15 protein-coding genes are annotated in these 15612 nt (G+C 47.9%); 11 read left to right on the top strand and 4 right to left on the bottom strand.

Going from position 1 to position 15612, the window contains the following annotated elements:
* Positions 1-64: 64 nt before the first annotated feature.
* The 5 genes from H3H32_RS07010 to H3H32_RS06990 all read left to right on the top strand — a co-directional run bounded on the left by H3H32_RS07010 (position 65) and on the right by H3H32_RS06990 (position 6389).
* Positions 65-1126 carry a sensor histidine kinase gene (locus tag H3H32_RS07010; RefSeq protein WP_182462025.1) on the top strand — a complete coding sequence of 354 codons (1062 nt, stop codon included), beginning with the start codon at positions 65-67 and terminating at the stop codon, positions 1124-1126.
* Positions 1095-1802 carry a LytR/AlgR family response regulator transcription factor gene (locus tag H3H32_RS07005; RefSeq protein ID WP_182462024.1) on the top strand — a complete coding sequence of 236 codons (708 nt, stop codon included), beginning with the start codon at positions 1095-1097 and terminating at the stop codon, positions 1800-1802. Before H3H32_RS07010 ends, H3H32_RS07005 begins: the two co-directional genes overlap by 32 nt.
* A gap of 280 nt (positions 1803-2082) precedes the next feature.
* The gene (locus H3H32_RS07000; protein ID WP_182462023.1) at positions 2083-3567 is read left to right on the top strand and encodes an ankyrin repeat domain-containing protein; all 1485 of its coding nucleotides are present in this window, start codon (positions 2083-2085) and stop codon (positions 3565-3567) included.
* A 4-nt stretch (positions 3568-3571) separates the two neighbouring features.
* The gene (locus H3H32_RS06995) at positions 3572-4075 is read left to right on the top strand and encodes a DUF2271 domain-containing protein (RefSeq protein ID WP_182462022.1); all 504 of its coding nucleotides are present in this window, start codon (positions 3572-3574) and stop codon (positions 4073-4075) included.
* Positions 4076-4193: 118 nt separating this feature from the next.
* The gene (locus H3H32_RS06990; RefSeq protein ID WP_182462021.1) at positions 4194-6389 is read left to right on the top strand and encodes a PepSY domain-containing protein; all 2196 of its coding nucleotides are present in this window, start codon (positions 4194-4196) and stop codon (positions 6387-6389) included.
* A 251-nt stretch (positions 6390-6640) separates the two neighbouring features.
* Here the strand turns inward: H3H32_RS06990 and H3H32_RS06985 are convergent, their stop codons facing one another.
* Positions 6641-7627, bottom strand: coding sequence for an FAD:protein FMN transferase (locus tag H3H32_RS06985; protein WP_182464260.1), 987 nt, complete (start codon positions 7625-7627; stop codon positions 6641-6643).
* Positions 7628-7830: 203 nt separating this feature from the next.
* Here H3H32_RS06985 and H3H32_RS06980 point away from each other — a divergent pair, with 203 nt between their 5' ends.
* Complete coding sequence (locus tag H3H32_RS06980) at positions 7831-9408, top strand: DHA2 family efflux MFS transporter permease subunit (protein ID WP_182462020.1); 1578 nt, start codon at positions 7831-7833, stop codon at positions 9406-9408.
* Positions 9409-9499: 91 nt separating this feature from the next.
* Here the strand turns inward: H3H32_RS06980 and H3H32_RS06975 are convergent, their stop codons facing one another.
* Positions 9500-11059: an MFS transporter gene (locus H3H32_RS06975; protein WP_182462019.1), complete on the bottom strand. Its 1560-nt coding sequence runs from the start codon at positions 11057-11059 to the stop codon at positions 9500-9502.
* A gap of 46 nt (positions 11060-11105) precedes the next feature.
* Positions 11106-11447, bottom strand: coding sequence for a winged helix-turn-helix transcriptional regulator (locus tag H3H32_RS06970; protein WP_182462018.1), 342 nt, complete (start codon positions 11445-11447; stop codon positions 11106-11108).
* A 106-nt stretch (positions 11448-11553) separates the two neighbouring features.
* Here H3H32_RS06970 and H3H32_RS06965 point away from each other — a divergent pair, with 106 nt between their 5' ends.
* Positions 11554-12150 carry a short chain dehydrogenase gene (locus H3H32_RS06965; RefSeq protein ID WP_182462017.1) on the top strand — a complete coding sequence of 199 codons (597 nt, stop codon included), beginning with the start codon at positions 11554-11556 and terminating at the stop codon, positions 12148-12150.
* Between the two features lie 11 nt (positions 12151-12161).
* On the opposite strand, the gene H3H32_RS06960 is transcribed toward H3H32_RS06965, so the two are convergent.
* Positions 12162-12500 (bottom strand): winged helix-turn-helix transcriptional regulator, encoded by a 339-nt coding sequence (locus tag H3H32_RS06960; RefSeq protein WP_182462016.1) that lies wholly within the window; start codon positions 12498-12500, stop codon positions 12162-12164.
* A 114-nt stretch (positions 12501-12614) separates the two neighbouring features.
* Here H3H32_RS06960 and H3H32_RS06955 point away from each other — a divergent pair, with 114 nt between their 5' ends.
* From H3H32_RS06955 to H3H32_RS06940, 4 genes are all read left to right on the top strand, one after another.
* Positions 12615-13022 carry a DoxX family protein gene (locus tag H3H32_RS06955; RefSeq protein ID WP_182462015.1) on the top strand — a complete coding sequence of 136 codons (408 nt, stop codon included), beginning with the start codon at positions 12615-12617 and terminating at the stop codon, positions 13020-13022.
* A 30-nt stretch (positions 13023-13052) separates the two neighbouring features.
* Positions 13053-13967, top strand: a complete 915-nt coding sequence (locus H3H32_RS06950) for a helix-turn-helix domain-containing protein (protein ID WP_182462014.1) — start codon at positions 13053-13055, stop codon at positions 13965-13967.
* A gap of 105 nt (positions 13968-14072) precedes the next feature.
* Positions 14073-14960, top strand: a complete 888-nt coding sequence (locus H3H32_RS06945; RefSeq protein WP_182462013.1) for an NmrA family NAD(P)-binding protein — start codon at positions 14073-14075, stop codon at positions 14958-14960.
* A 491-nt stretch (positions 14961-15451) separates the two neighbouring features.
* Entirely contained in the window at positions 15452-15610 is a 159-nt protein-coding gene (locus H3H32_RS06940) for a hypothetical protein (RefSeq protein ID WP_182462012.1), read from the top strand.
* The last annotated feature ends 2 nt before the right edge of the window (positions 15611-15612 follow it).

Raw genomic sequence — 15612 nt, 5'->3', positions numbered from 1 at the left:
TTGGTCATTTTGAGTTGTAAAGCCCAACTGCTTTTGGTTGCTTTGTAAAGAATCCGTTAAAACTATGCATGTACCAAACTGGATTGGCGAGCGAAAATCGTGGGTACGGGAAAGCCTGTTCTTTACTGTATTGTTTGTGCTCATGTCGCTCAACGCCTGGAATCGCCTGACAACCTGGGACGACTTCTGGCGGGCGCTCGTCAATTTTCTAATTCTATACAGTCAAGCGCAGTTTCACCGCTTTTTTCTCTTTCCGTTGCTATTTAGCCAGCATATCAAGCGCTACGTAATCCTGACGAGTGTTGCGCTATTTGTAGGCAGTCTGATTGTGTATTGGGCTGACTTCTGGCTATGCCCTGAGTTTTTCGCTTCTCACGACTGGCGGGAAATGGGTCTTTTCCACCTGGCAACCTGCACGGTCAGCCTGATTGCAATCATGGCACTTTTTCTGATCCGGCGCTTTTATGAGCAACAGGAAAAGCAGAATGCCGATCAACTGCTGCTTCAGGAAGTACAAATGAAGTTTCTGCACGCCCAGCTTAATCCGCATTTCTTTTTTAACACGCTCAACAATCTGTACGGCATCAGTCTGCACCAACCCACCCGGATGCCTAATCTGATCATGCAACTCTCAAAGCTGATGCGGTATCAGGTCGATAGTAGTCGGCGGTCGTGGGTACTCCTCCAGCAGGAAGTCGAGTTTATAACCAGCTACGTAACGCTGGAGCAGGAACGCGTGGGCAATCGGTGCCAGATCGAGTATAGCTACCCAACCGATCCCTGTGTTCTGCAAGGCTACCAGTTAGCTCCGCTCTTACTCATCCCGTTGGTTGAGAATGCATTTAAACACGGCACGAGCGATATTCAGGGATGCTTCGTCTACATTTCGCTGACGCTGGATGGTGATGCGCTAACCCTACGCATTGAAAACTCTATGCCTGGCCACAAGGTCCCTGTTTCCTCAACAGGCTTAGGCTTGCAGAATACACGCCAGCGGCTGGAAATTCTGTATTCAGGCAAACATCAGCTCCGGGTTGATCAATCCGCGGGCTTATATAAAACCGAATTGGTTGTCCAGTTAACGCCTTTACACCATGCCCAACCCATTGCGGTGCCTGCTTATTGATGATGAAGTAGCCGCTCACTACGTACTACAACATTACATTGAGCAGGTAGATCGGCTGGAACTGGTTGGCGATTGTTATCATGCCCTGGAAGCGATCAATTTCCTCCATCGGCAACCCGTCGATCTGTTATTTCTGGACATCAATATGCCCCAAATGAACGGGCTTCAGATGCTGGAAACACTCACTCATCCGCCCAAGGTTATTCTGACAACGGCCCATTCGGAGTTTGCGCTGGAAAGCTACAATTACAATGTAGTCGATTATCTATTAAAGCCTATTGAGTTTGCCCGGTTCCTGAAAGCTATTGATAAAGTGGTGGTTGCCCAACCTGAAGAAGAAACTCCACGGGGGGCTTTATCTCCTTCTACTAACACCTCGTTCGTGGTCAAAGTCGACGGCGATTGGGTCCGGATTGCCTACGAAGACCTACTATATGGGCAGAGTTGGGGCAATTACGTCAAGCTATTTACGACCCAGCAGGTTTACCTGACCTCCATGACCATGACGGAACTGGAACAACGACTACCCTCCGATCTATTTATCCGCATTCATAAATCCTATCTGGTTGCTCTGAATACGATCAGGCGGTTAAGTGGCAACGAGGTCTTCATTGGCGAAACTCCCCTCCCCATTGGGTCAACCTATCGCCGGGAGTTGGTCGAGCGGTTACGGTAATAATTGATCGGCAATTGGGTTGTACGCCGGAGTGGTACTCCGCTGAGCCGTTAGGCTAAATTGTATCAAGCCAATTAGCTGCTAAGGCGGCTACGCCGGAATACCACCGCTCGGGCGGCCCCGTCCAGTGTATAATCACACAACCTAGTTTTCCATCCTTATCAAATTTAGTAGCAACACGACAGTCTTATTTAGATTCAATCTTATTAATTTGCAGCCCGTTTAGGTCCATGAGCGGCTTAAACGCATTGAATTAGCCTCTCAACTCGAGTGTATTCGCATGAAGAAATTAGTTATCGCCATTTTGGTGGGTGTTTCACTGTCTGCCCAGGCCCAGAAAAATGTGCTGCTTGACCAGTCGTTCTGGCAAAATAAGCCGGATGCCAGCCAGGTTAAAGCCGAAGTAGAGAAAGGAAATAGCCCTTCTCAATTCAACCCGAATAGTTTTGACCCTGTTGTGCTGGCCATCAACGCTCAGGTACCCAACGAGACGATCAAATACCTGTTGTCGCAACCCGGAAACGATGTTACCAAACTTACGCACGACGGTCGTATCTACCTGCACTGGGCGGCTTTGCGGGGCAATGTAGAGATTATGGAATACCTGATTGCCAGGGGTTCCAAAGCAAATCTGGTAGACAGTCACGGGGCTACTCCGCTGAATTTTGCCGCCGGGAGCGGTCAGCCGAATACGCAGGTATATGACTTATGTCTGCAAAATGGGGCCAATCTAAAAAAGGACTTGAATCATGAGGGTGCGAATGCGCTGTTGCTCGCGATTGCCAACGACAAAGACCTCAAACTAACGGACTATTTTGTCTCGAAAGGACTGGATTTGAAAAGCACGGATGCCGCTGGAAACAACGCATTTAGCTATGCAGCCCGAAGCGGCAATATCAACACCCTCAAAGCGCTTCAACAACGTGGCGTACCCGTAAATGCAACGGCTATGATTATGGCCAGTCAGGGTGGACGTCAGGGAGTTGCCCCAATCGAAGTGTTTCAGTACCTCGAAAGCCTAGGTATTAAGCCAACTGTAACCAGCAAGAGTGGCGAAAATGTGCTGCACGCCATTGCCCGCCGACCCAAGCAAAATGAGCTTATCCAGTATTTTCTGAATAAAGGTGTCGATGTAAATCAGGCCGACGAAGATGGCAATACGGTATTTATGAATGCGGCCGCTTCCAATCGGGATATTGCTGTGCTGGAGTTGTTACAGCCCAAGGTAAAAAACATCAATCAGGGCAATCAAAAAGGCACCACGGCTCTGGCGATGGCGGTTCAAAGCAACTCGCCCGAAGTGGTGGATTATCTACTAAGCAAAGGCGCTGACGTTGCAGTAACGGATAAAAAAGGCGACAACGTGGTTGCTTATCTGGTGCAATCTTACCGACCCAACAGTGGCCCCCAGGCGGGAGCTGATTTTGATGCCAAATTAAAAGAGCTGCAGGGCAAAGGACTGGATATTAAAGCGCCCCAACAAAACGGGAATACCCTCTACCATTTAGCCGTCGCCAAAAATGACCTTTCGTTAGTTCAACGGTTGGAACCCCTCCAGATTGACGTGAATAGCAAAAACAAAGAAGGTCTGACCGCCCTGCACAGAGCAGCAATGATCTCGAAAGATGATGCCCTGCTGAAATACCTACTGTCGATCGGTGCGAAGAAAGACATTTCGACCAACTTTAAAGAGACTGCTTTCGATCTGGCGAGCGAGAATGAATCGCTGACAAAAAACAATATATCTGTTAACTTCCTGAAATAAGACGATGTCCTGTTTATATAAAATTGGCGTACTGGCGCTGGCACTTACACTGGCCAAACCATCCGCATCAGTAGCGCAACAAGCTGGTACTGTGAAGTATAAGTGCATGATCCAGATGACCAACTACATGGGCGAAGGCGCTTATATCGTGGTATCGCTCATCAATGGCAAAGGGGGATATGATAAGACCTTATACGTGCTCGGATCTAACAAAAAATGGTATCCCGACATAAAAGAATGGTATAAGGCTTACGCCAAGAAAAAAACCGACATCAGTGCCATAACCGGGGCCTCGGTGGCTGGCGGTGACCGGAGCGTTACCGTACTGGAAATCGAAAGCGCGAAGATTGACAAGGATTACAAATTACGGTTTGAAAGTGGTGTGGAAGACAAACCCTACTACGTAAAAGACCTTGAAATCCCGCTCACAACAGAGGCTCTTTCAGCCAAGAGTGAAGGAACCGGCTACATTCGCTACGTGCGTTTTAGCCCCAACACAAGCAATTGAGATGATGGCAATAAATAATGGATAATGTAAAATGAATAATGAACAGTCGTCGATTAGCCATTATTCATTTTACATTAGTCATTCCCCCCCAGTTGCCCTACTTAAAGCAGCCTGATTTATGACCATTTCTGTTTGGAGATACAGCCACTTAGTCCTGGCTGTATCTTCTTTTCTTTTATTGACACTAGCCTCCATTACAGGTATTATTCTGACCTTCGAACCTGTAACGCAGAAACTTCAACCGTATCGTGTCGACAATTTCCATCAACTTACACTGGCACAAACCCTACCGGGTCTCAAAAAAAGCTATTCTGAAATTAGTGAGTTAAGCGTCGATGCCAACCAGTTTGTACAGATCAAGGGAAGCGATGCCGATGGTAAAAACCTGACGGTTTACGTTGATCCACAAACGGGCAAATCGCTGGGCGTACCAACCAAACAGAATGAATTTTTCGAGTGGGTCACGGCGTTGCATCGTTCATTATTTTTGCACGAAGCGGGTCGATTTTTTATCGGATTAACGGCGTTTCTGTTACTGCTCATTACGGTTTCCGGCACCATGCTGGTTGTTCAGCGGCAACGGGGCCTAAAACGATTTTTCACCCGAATTGTACGGGACAACTTTGCGCAGTATTACCACGTTGTATTGGGTCGCCTGTCGTTGATTCCAATTTTCGTTATTGCCTTATCGGGCACCTATCTTTCACTAGCCCGGTTCGACTTAATCGGAACGAAAAAAGTCTCTTCTACCATTGATTTCGATGCCATCCGATCAAAGCCGGAACGAAAACTGGCCGATTTTGATGTGTTTAAGAACACGCGACTGGCAGACGTCCAAAGCATTGAATTTCCATTTTCAGAAGACCCTGAAGAGTTTTACACGTTAAAACTCAATGACCGGGAGTTGACTGTCAATCAGATTACCGGCGACATTCTTAATGAGACGAAGTACCCAACGGCCGTCTTGCTCACCAACCTGAGTCTAGATTTGCACACGGGTCGAGGCAGTGTCATCTGGGCCATTATTCTGGCCATCGCATCTGGTAACATCCTATTTTTCATTTATTCTGGCTTTGTCATTACCTGGAAACGGCTGGCTAATCGTGTCAAGAACAAGTATACCGCCAACGAGAGCCGATTTATCATTCTGGTGGGTTCGGAGAATGGCAGTACGTACCGATTTGCCCAGATCATTCATCAACAATTACTCAAACAGGGCGAAAAATCTTTCCTGACCGAACTTAACAACTACGCCCTTTCCCCGAACGCAGAATACTTGATTGTGCTGACGGCTACTTACGGGCTCGGTGATGCCCCAACCAATGCCCAAAAATTAGCGGCATTGGTAGAAAAGTACCCTCAGAAACAACCGGTTCGCTATTCAGTGCTTGGTTTTGGGTCGCATGCCTATCCCGATTTCTGCAAGTTTGCCTTCGAGGTGAATCAACTACTGTCTCGACAGGCCTGGGCTGTTCCGTTTGTAGATATACATACGGTGAACGATAAGGCGCTGGACGAATTTGGGTTATGGGCCGAAGCCTGGTCACAACAGGCGAATATCCCCATTACTATTTCGTCCGACTTACTGAAATCGCCAACACGTCGTTTGGATACGCTAACCGTCGTCAACAACACCCGAACGTCTGAACCCGATGGTACATTTCTGCTCCAATTGCAGCCTAAATCTCGCCAGAGTGTGACGTCAGGCGATTTGCTGGCGATCTACCCCGGCAATGACCACCGGGAGCGGTTGTATTCAATTGGAATAGTTGATCAAGCCATTCAACTGAGTGTCCGATTGCATCCGGGCGGATTGGGGTCCAGCTTCTTGCATGCGTTAACACCGGGCGAAACCACTCAGGCACGCCTTGTCAAAAACGAGCATTTCCATTTCCCAGCAAAAGCCCCGGTTGTGGTTATGATTGCGAATGGGACGGGTATTGCTCCGTTTTTGGGTATGATCAGCCAGAATAAGCAGCAGACTCCCTGTCATTTGTACTGTGGTTTCCGGCAAAGCGCATCGTTTGGACTTTATCAGGCGTTTTTGACAGAAAGCCAGTCAGCTCAAAAGCTCACCAACCTGCACGTGGCTTATTCACGGGAAGGCGAAAAGCAGTACGTTAGCGATCTCCTCGCCAAAGATGCCGACTTCATTGCCAATACATTACTCATGAAAGGGGTACTAATGATCTGCGGCTCGCTGGCGATGCAAAAGGATGTCCTTGAACTACTCGAATCCATCTGCCAAACCAAACTGGGCCAAAGTGTAAGTGTCTATCAATCACACAGTCTGGTGCTGATGGACTGTTATTGAGCGATTTATCTTCACCGTGTCTTGTGTTCTATAGACCGATATTACAGCACCATAGGTGCGACCTGTTAATAGAAAAATAGATCTATTCCAACCAGTAAGCGCCGTAGGTGCGACCCATATAGAGACAATTAGGTCGCACCTACGGCGCTTCACGTTGGGGGTATGTGGTAGAACTATTGACAGGTCACCCCGCAGGGGTTACTCTGCCAGCATCCGAGATTTGTACTTACAGATAAAGGCACAATCTGCATCTATAACCGCTTCTTTTTCAAACCTAAATCTCTGGAAGAAATAACCTCACCATCATCGGCAATAAGGATGTAGCTGTATTCTGGGTACTTTCGAATCAGTTTTAATCCGGCTACTTTGCCCAATACCATGAGCGACGTACTGAACCCATTGGCCGTTTCGGCACTAGGCCCGAAGACCGTCACGCTACTCAGGCCGGTAGCGGGGTATCCTGATCTGGGGTTGATGATGTGAGCATACCGCTTCCCGTTGAAGACTACGAATTTTTCGTAACTCCCGGAGGTTACCACTGCGCTCTTCCGGAGCGGAACAATGGCGAATACGGTATCTTTATGCAATGGATTCGTAATGCCCACCGACCAGTCGCGCCCATCGGGTTGTTTCCCCCAAGTATTCATATCACCCGAACCATTGACAATACCCGCCTTGATTCCCCGAGCCAACATCATCTCACGGCAACGATCGGCAGCATAGCCTTCGCCTAAGGCTCCAAAACCAATTTTCATGCCTTTGCGCGACAGAAAAATGGTCGATTTCTCCCGATCCAGGATGATGTATTTGTAGCCAACTTTCTCGACCGATTTCCTGATGGCTTCAGCTGTGGGCATTTTTGTCATCGAGCCGTCGAATTTCCAGATTCGATCCATGGCCGCAAAGCTAATGTCAAAAGCTCCATTCGTGGTTTTGGAGAAATGCAATGCCCTTTCGGTTAGGGCAACTACTTCGGCATCGACCTTAACCGGGGCAATGCCAGCGTTTCTGTTGACTTGCGAAATTTGCGTATTTGCTCGCCAGTCCGAAATCAGGTTTTCAATCCGCGTCACTTCAGCAATTACCGTGTCAATATTCTGTTCGGCGGTTAGTGAATCGATAGCCACAATGGTAATGTCGAACCGGCTACCCATGAGTTTAACGGTTCTTTTTCGCAATACTTGAGCTGTAGCACTGAAGTCGATTAAAAGTAGAACGAATAGGAAGGCTTGTTTCATGCGGCAAAAATCGGCAAGCTTTCTCATTGTTTAGGTAGCTCCGTACACGCTTACCTTAAAATTAGGGGTGAGCCAATTCGGTTTACAACTGGTTATAGCACGGTTTCTAAGCGAATAGCCCACATTATAACCTCATTACAGTTTTCAATTGAGGGAAATTATTACGGCTGGGGATGGGTTATTCTAATGTCTCTATACGTACTATGCAACAACCATTAGCTGCTCAAGCGCCTGCCCTCCCAACAGGATTGCTTCGTGTTATTATCGTCGTCACGGCTATTACGGCCGCAGTGATGGAATTGATCGACGTTACCATCGTCAACGTAGCCCTGAATGAAATTGCCGGAGCCTTAGGGGCCACTATCGAAGACGTTGCCTGGGTGGTTACCTCCTACGCCATTGCCAACGTGATCATTATTCCCATGACGGGCTTTCTGGCCGAGTATTTTGGTCGTAAAAAGTACTATCTGGCCTCCATTGTTCTGTTTACGGCTGCGTCCTATTTCTGTGCCAGTTCAACCAGTTTATGGCAACTTGTCCTCTGGCGATTTATCCAGGGCATCGGTGGTGGGGCCTTGTTGTCTACGTCTCAGGGAATCATTTTTGATGCGTTTCCACCCGCCAAACGAGGAGTCGCTTCCGGTATTTTTGGCATGGGTATCATCCTCGGGCCAACATTAGGGCCATTTCTGGGAGGAGTTATTGTCGAAAACTACCACTGGTCTTACATCTTTTACGTGAACGTACCTGTCGGTATCGTCGCGACCATTCTTACGTTCCTTTACATTGCCAAGAAGCCCGGTGAGGGTACACGTAAGAGTCAAATCAAGATTGACTATCTGGGTATTACCCTGCTGGCCGTGGGCGTCGGTTCGCTACAATATGTGCTGGAAAAAGGGCAATCCGACGATTGGTTTGAGTCGAAAACGATCGTAACCTTTACGATAGCAGCTGTGGTTGGCATGGTTGGTTTCATCTGGCGGCAATTGACCACCGACCATCCCGTTGTCAATCTGCGTGTTCTCTCAAAAGGGACGCTGGGCGTAACGACCATTTTCAGTTTTGTTGCCGGACTTGGGTTGTTTACCTCTGTGTTCGTCTACCCAGTTCTGGTACAACGTATCAACGGCTTCACACCTACCATGACGGGGCTTTCTCTACTTTGGCCTACGTTGGTTGGTATTCCCCTGTTTCCGCTTATCGGTCGGCGTTTATCGACTGGGGCTTCTCCCCTGCCCTTTATCATTATCGGGATGTGTACATTTGTTGTGTTCGGCTTTTATAGTGGCACACTGAACGGGCAGGCGAACCAATGGGATTTTTTCTGGGCGCAAATGATGCGGGTATTTGGCGTCACGATGTTGCAACTACCCCTGATTAATCAGGCAGTAGCCGGACTACCTCCCCAAGATTTCCCGTCGGCCATTGCGCTCAACAATATGATTCGGCAATTGGGGGGCGCATTCGGTATTGCACTAGCCAACACCTTTGTTACCCGCAGTTATGCCCAGCATCGGGGCGATCTGGTGAGTAATCTGGACCCGAGCAACCCTCTACTTACCGAGCGACTCAATATGATGGGGGGCGCTAGTCAACGGGCCTATAAGCTGCTGGACCTTACCGTCGATAAACAGGCTTATCTATTGGCTTACCTGGACACGTTTCGGCTGGTGGGCATCTTCTTTCTCTTGATACTGCCCCTGGTTTATTTCTTGCGCACCAAAAAGAAATCGGCAGCCGAGATTGCCTTGGCCGCCAAAGCTATGTCGGAGGCTCACTAAAGAGTATTTTACGAGTGTACTATGTTGGATTATGCGAGATGCACGCTTCGGCAATCAGCAGGATTCGTAGCGCGTCCCCTCATCAAACTACTTATTGGTTAACGGGGGGACGCGGCTTTTTCTGGCGACGCTTCACCCAAAAAGCAGCCATGATGGCACTCAGCCACGCTAGCCCAGTACAGACCCACATAATCACCTGAAAACTATGCAGGAAAGCCAGTTGAATAGCCCGATGTACGGATGCTCGCCCTGATGCAGAAATTCCGGCCGGAATCGGTGTGCCTCCCAGCTGACTAGATTTGGCTTGTAAATCCTCAACAACAGCCGCAGGCAAAGGTAGCCCGTCGATTTGTAGCCTCAACTGATGTCGGAATGTCGCCAGAACCACCGATCCGGCGACTGCCAATGCTAATACGGCAGCGGCACGAGCAACGGCATTATTTATTCCCGATGCTGTGCCTGCATAATGATTCGGAACAGCGCCCATTACGGTATTGGTCAGTGGGGCTACCGTGAGTGTTAGCCCAATGCCCATTGTTAGCACGCACGGCATAAAAGTGAGCCAGTAGTCAGAAGCCCCTTTTGTAAGTCCTATCAGCGAGAGGCCTAAAAATCCCAGACCAGTAACGATAGGGCCCGAAATTAAAAGTTGCCGAGGGCCATACTGATCGGATAGCTTACCTACCCAACGAGAAAGTAAAATTAAGGGCAAGGGTAACGGCATAAACGCTAATCCCGCCAGCGCCGGACGGTAGCCTTGCAGTTGTACTAGATTCAGGGATAAGAAAAAAGAGACAATGCTGAGGGCACCGTATAAAAAGAGGGTCAATAAGTTAGTACCGGCAAACGCGCCTACGCTGAATAACGACATGGGCACCAGTGGCCGCGGTTGACGCATCTCATACCAGACGAACCCAGTCAGGCCGATAATCCCTCCAATCAGTGTTCCATATACAGCCGGTTGGGCAGGTCCCAACGTCGACCACATAGTGAAACTGTAGGTTAAACTGGCCAGACCCAGCGACGCTGCTCCTCCGCCTATATAATCGACGGGCCCGTTCGCCGATTCATCCCGGTTTTCAGGAACGCTTCGATAAATAATTGCCCATGCTGCCAACCCAAGTGGTATATTCAATAAGAAAACGACTCTCCATAGTCCTTCTCCAGCCAGCAATCCACCCAGCAAAGGGCCAGCCAGTCCTGTAAGGGCACCAGCCGCAGACCAGGTACCAATAGCTTTGCCTCGTTGCTTATCATCAAATAAGGCAGTAATAATGGCTAGACTTCCGGGTATGAGTAAAGCTCCCCCTAGTCCTTGTCCAGTACGTGCTGCAATAAGCCACTCGATGGAAGGAGCAACCGCACAGGCAGCCGAACACCCAACAAACAGACTGATCCCAACAAGCATTATTTTCTTCCGGCCCAGATGATCGCCCAGTGCACCGCCCACCAGAATTAGGGCCGCCAGCATGAGGGCATAGGCATTGACAACCCAAACCAGTTGTGTAGCATCGGCATTCAGGCTACGCTGAATAGCAGGTAGCGCTACGTTTAACGCAGACGCATCGATAGAGGCCATACTAGATGCCAGAATCATGGCCGCCAGCACCCAATTCTGCGATTGCGTTGAAAGACTAACCGATTTGGCCATATGATTTCAACAACGTTTTACTAATACGGCTTTTGCACAAAGTAGTTTATACTTTCTCCCCTAAAATATTCTTCCGGCTCCAGTCCGATAACATAAACATAACCGCTCTGAGCGTTTCGCCTTTTTCGCTCAACGAGTATTCTACCCGAGGGGGGACTTCTGGATAGGCTCTGCGAACCACAATACCATCGGCTTCCAGTTCTTTCAATTGTCTTGATAAAACCTTCAAGGCCATACCCGGAATCGTTTTATGAAGTTCGCCAAAACGCATCGGCCCTTTTAGTAATAGCCAGATAATAGGTGGTTTCCACTTACCGCCTATTACATCAATCGTAGCCGTTATCGGACATTCTTCTGCACTGTGGTAATTTATTTTCTCGGTTTCCATAGATCAGGCACAATTATCACTTTTTTGTCATTACTAGACAAAAAGGTAATTACTTGACAAAAGTAGAGTATTGGCCTACTTTCGCCTAACAAATTCACGAATCAGTATGAAAATTATCATTATTGGCGCTACGGGTACCATCGGTAAGCACGTAGTCAGCGCGTTAGAAAAAGACAATGAAATCCTGAAAGTAGGCTCAAAAAGCGGGGATATGCAGGTAGACATTACCAATCCTGATTCCATTAAAAACCTGTTCGAACAGGCTGGTCCGTTCGATGCGCTCATCAGCACGACGGGCGATGGTCATTTTGGCCCGTTACCCAAAATGACTGATGCTGATTTTAGAATTGGCTTAAACAGCAAACTAATGGGTCAGGTCAATCTGGTATTGATTGGTCAGCATTATATCAACCCCAAAGGATCGTTTACGTTAACATCAGGCAGTTTGGCCGACGACCCTATTGTACTGGGTGCGTCGGTCAGCACAATCAATGGGGCGCTGGATTCGTTTGTACGGGCGGCTGCCATCGAGCTTGAACAGGGTGTACGTATCAACACCGTAGCACCAGGTGTCGTTGAAGAATCACCAGGCTATTTCCCGTTTTTCCCAGGTCATATTCCTGTATCCATGCACCGCGTAGCGCAGGCCTATGTTAAGAGCGTATTAGGCGCACAAACCGGTCAGACGTATAAAGTGGTTTAGGCGGGAAGGAATTACGTTCCCATTATCTCTTTGCGATGCGCTAATCCCCAATAATGAAGTTCATCCATCACTTTCTCCAGTGATTTTCCGTGTTCGGTTATGGAATACGCTACCGTGGGTGGGAACGTATCGTGGACATCGCGTTGAATTAATTTGTTGGCTTCCAGGCTTTTCAATTCTTTCGACAGTGTTTTGTCGGTAATACCAGGCACTTCTCTCGAAAGCTGCTTAAAGCGCTTATCGCCTGTCGATAACGCAAATAATATGAGTAATTTCCATCTGCCTTCCAGCGCTTCTAAGGCATCCTTGATGGAAAGAGCTGTTTTTGGACATCCACCTTTGAGTAACATCGATTCCTGGGTTTACTGTACTTCCATTTTGGATAGTGCTATCCAAAATGGAAGTACTATCAATCGGATAGCAAACATAAATACTTTTGCGCCATTACTAAAAAATAGCGCAGTATGGCAAGCCAACAACCGTCAAAAGCACTACACATTTCCCTCTGGATTATACAAGTAATTCTGGCAGCTACATTCATTTGGGCAGCCGCCATGAAACTGTTTCAGCCTATTGATCAGTTAGCCAACATGTGGCCCTGGGTCGGTCAGATTCCGGTAGCCTTCGTAAAATTTACTGGCTTGGTCGACTTATTGGGTGCTGTTGGATTGATTCTGCCAGCATGGCTTCGCATCAAACCGCAACTAACGCCCATTGCCGCTTTAGGGACCGTAGTGTTAATGATCTGCGCCAGTATTTTTCACATTACCCGAGGAGAAGCATCGGTCATTGGTGTAAACATCGTTTTCGCCGTTCTTGCGGCTTTTATTGCGTGGGGCCGTTTTACGAAGGCACCGATCGCTGAAAAATGAAACGGGTTGATTTAACGAACTCACTTACGAATGAAAAACGTACAGCCTCAACGGATTAAAACCATAACTGACTATCATCAGGTTATGGGGCTTCCCAAGCCAGAGCACCCCTTAATCAGCGTCGTTCCTTTTGAAGCCATCAGGCGGCCATCGGGTGAAAAATCGTATGGTCAAATCCATAATTTTTACTCCATCGCGCTTAAACGGAATTTCAACGGCAAGCTGAAATATGGGCAACAGGACTATGATTTCGATGAAGGGATCATGGTCTTCATGTCGCCCGGACAGGTTTTTACGATTGAGGCTGACGGCGACCTACAGCATACGGGCTGGCTACTTCTCGTTCACCCCGATTATTTATGGAACACGTCGTTAGCCAAAACCATAAAGCAATACGACTATTTCAGTTATTCGGTCCACGAAGCCCTGCACCTTTCGGAAAAAGAAGAAGCGGTGGTTACTGGCATCCTGAAAAACATTGAGCAGGAATACCGAGCAAACATTGACAAATTCAGCCAGAATGTCATTCTCGCTCAGCTCGACTTATTGCTAACTTATGCCGATCGCTTCTATCATCGGCAATTCATAACCCGAAAGATTACCAATCACCAGCTCCTGAATCGGCTTGAGGCTACTCTTGACGCTTATTTTGCTAGCGATGCTTTAGCCGAAAAAGGGTTGCCTACGGTTCAACACATTGCCGAAGCGCTCAACGTATCGCCCAACTATTTAAGTGTTTTGCTGAACGTACTGACCGGGCAAAGTACCCAACAACACATCCACGATAAATTGATCGAGAAGGCAAAAGAAAAACTATCCACAACCGATTTGTCGGTTGGTGAGATTGCCTACGCATTGGGATTTGAACACTCGCAGTCATTCAGTAAATTATTTAAAAGTAAGACCAATACGTCGCCTTTGGTATTCCGCCATTCGTTCAACTAAGCCATTGGCGAATCAGTCAAGAAACGGCTACAACAATCGAAGATTCAACTACAAGGCTAAGGTCTACAGACCAGACCTTTGTGCTGTAAACAAAAACAGCTAGTTATGAACGTTGTAGTAACAGGTTCGTTAGGCCATATTGGCAAGCCACTAACCGAGGAACTCGTACAAAAGGGTCATCAGGTTACGGTTATCAGCAGTAAGCCGGAAAAACAAAATGAGATTACCCAGATTGGGGCGATAGCCGCCATTGGTTCCCTGGAAGACGTTGATTTTCTGACCGCTACCTTTGCTGGAGCCGATGCCATATTCGCCATGATCCCCCCAAATTATGCCGAACCCGATCAGTTAGCGTATTATCGTCGAATCGGCAGCAACTACGCGCAAGCCATTCAGAGGTCGGGTGTGCAGCATGTTGTTCACCTCAGCAGTTATGGTGCGCATCTGCCCAAAGGAACCGGATTTATCCTTGGCTCCCATCATACAGAAGGTATTTTGAATGAACTGTCGGATGTGGCCATTACCCACCTGCGCCCTGGTTACTTCTATTACAATCTGTACGGATTTGTGTCCATGATCAAAGAACAGGGCTTGATCGGCTCGGTTTACGGTGGCGATGACCGACTCGTGATGGTTGCTCCCAGTGACATTGCCACGGTTGCCGCAGAAGAATTGACAAAATCAGCTACAGGTAGAAACATTCGCTATATAGCCAGCGATGACCGCACCGCCAGCGAGGTCGCTCATGTGTTAGGGAACGCCATCGGTAAGCCTGATTTGCAATGGTTAGCCTTCAGCGAAGAGCAAGTAACGGACGCCCTCCTCAAGACTGGTATGCCTGCTTCACTGGTCGCCAACTTTGTCGAATTAGGTGCCTGTATACACAGTGGCAAATTGCGGGGAGATTATGACCTGCACAAGCCAACGGTAATAGGGAGTGTAAAGCTGGAAGATTTCGCGAAAGAATTTGCTGCGGCATTTAAAGATACCTAATTGCCTTTTGCTAAGCGGTTTCTTTTAAAAGGAAACCGCTTTTTTATGATTGTCCACAGAGGCACGGAGGGACTTGGCATCCTCGGTCTGTGTCCTCACGGACCGCTTTATAGTAGGCTACTCACAGGCGGTCTGTGAAAACACTTAGAGTATACACACATTTCTTGTGGAGACTAATCAGCCCTATAAGGGCGTCCTGTCAATAGTGATTCTTGCCTACTAAAGGCTAAAAGCGCCGTAGGTGCGACCTAATTCAGCCCATATAGGTCGCACCTACGGCGCTTTGGGCATGTCTAATCTTCTGTTTTCTATTAACAGGCCACTCCTAACGGAGTTTCGAACATCCCAAAAAGATATGTATATACTCTAGATGTCTCCACAGACCGAGGATGCAAAGTCCCCAATCGGCGATCAATTATTTTCAATCAAAAACCATTATAACCAATCCAACGTGACTTGGTTTACTAGATTAGGTAAACCAGACACTTTATATGAGAACACTTGGGCTTGTCGTGATCAGTTTGCTAGTTAGTTATGTGTTTATCGCTTATTTAAGTGGTGAGTGGAAGCCGTTTCATTGGAAAATCGAATCGCAGGCCTGGGCACTGGTAGGCGAATTAACCTTTCTTGTGCTCTTTCTTCTGTTCTGACA

This window comes from Spirosoma foliorum (genome assembly GCF_014117325.1).
Classification (GTDB): domain Bacteria; phylum Bacteroidota; class Bacteroidia; order Cytophagales; family Spirosomataceae; genus Spirosoma; species Spirosoma foliorum.
Note: the sequence above shows the minus strand (reverse complement) of the source record. Positions and strands in the feature narration are given on the sequence as shown.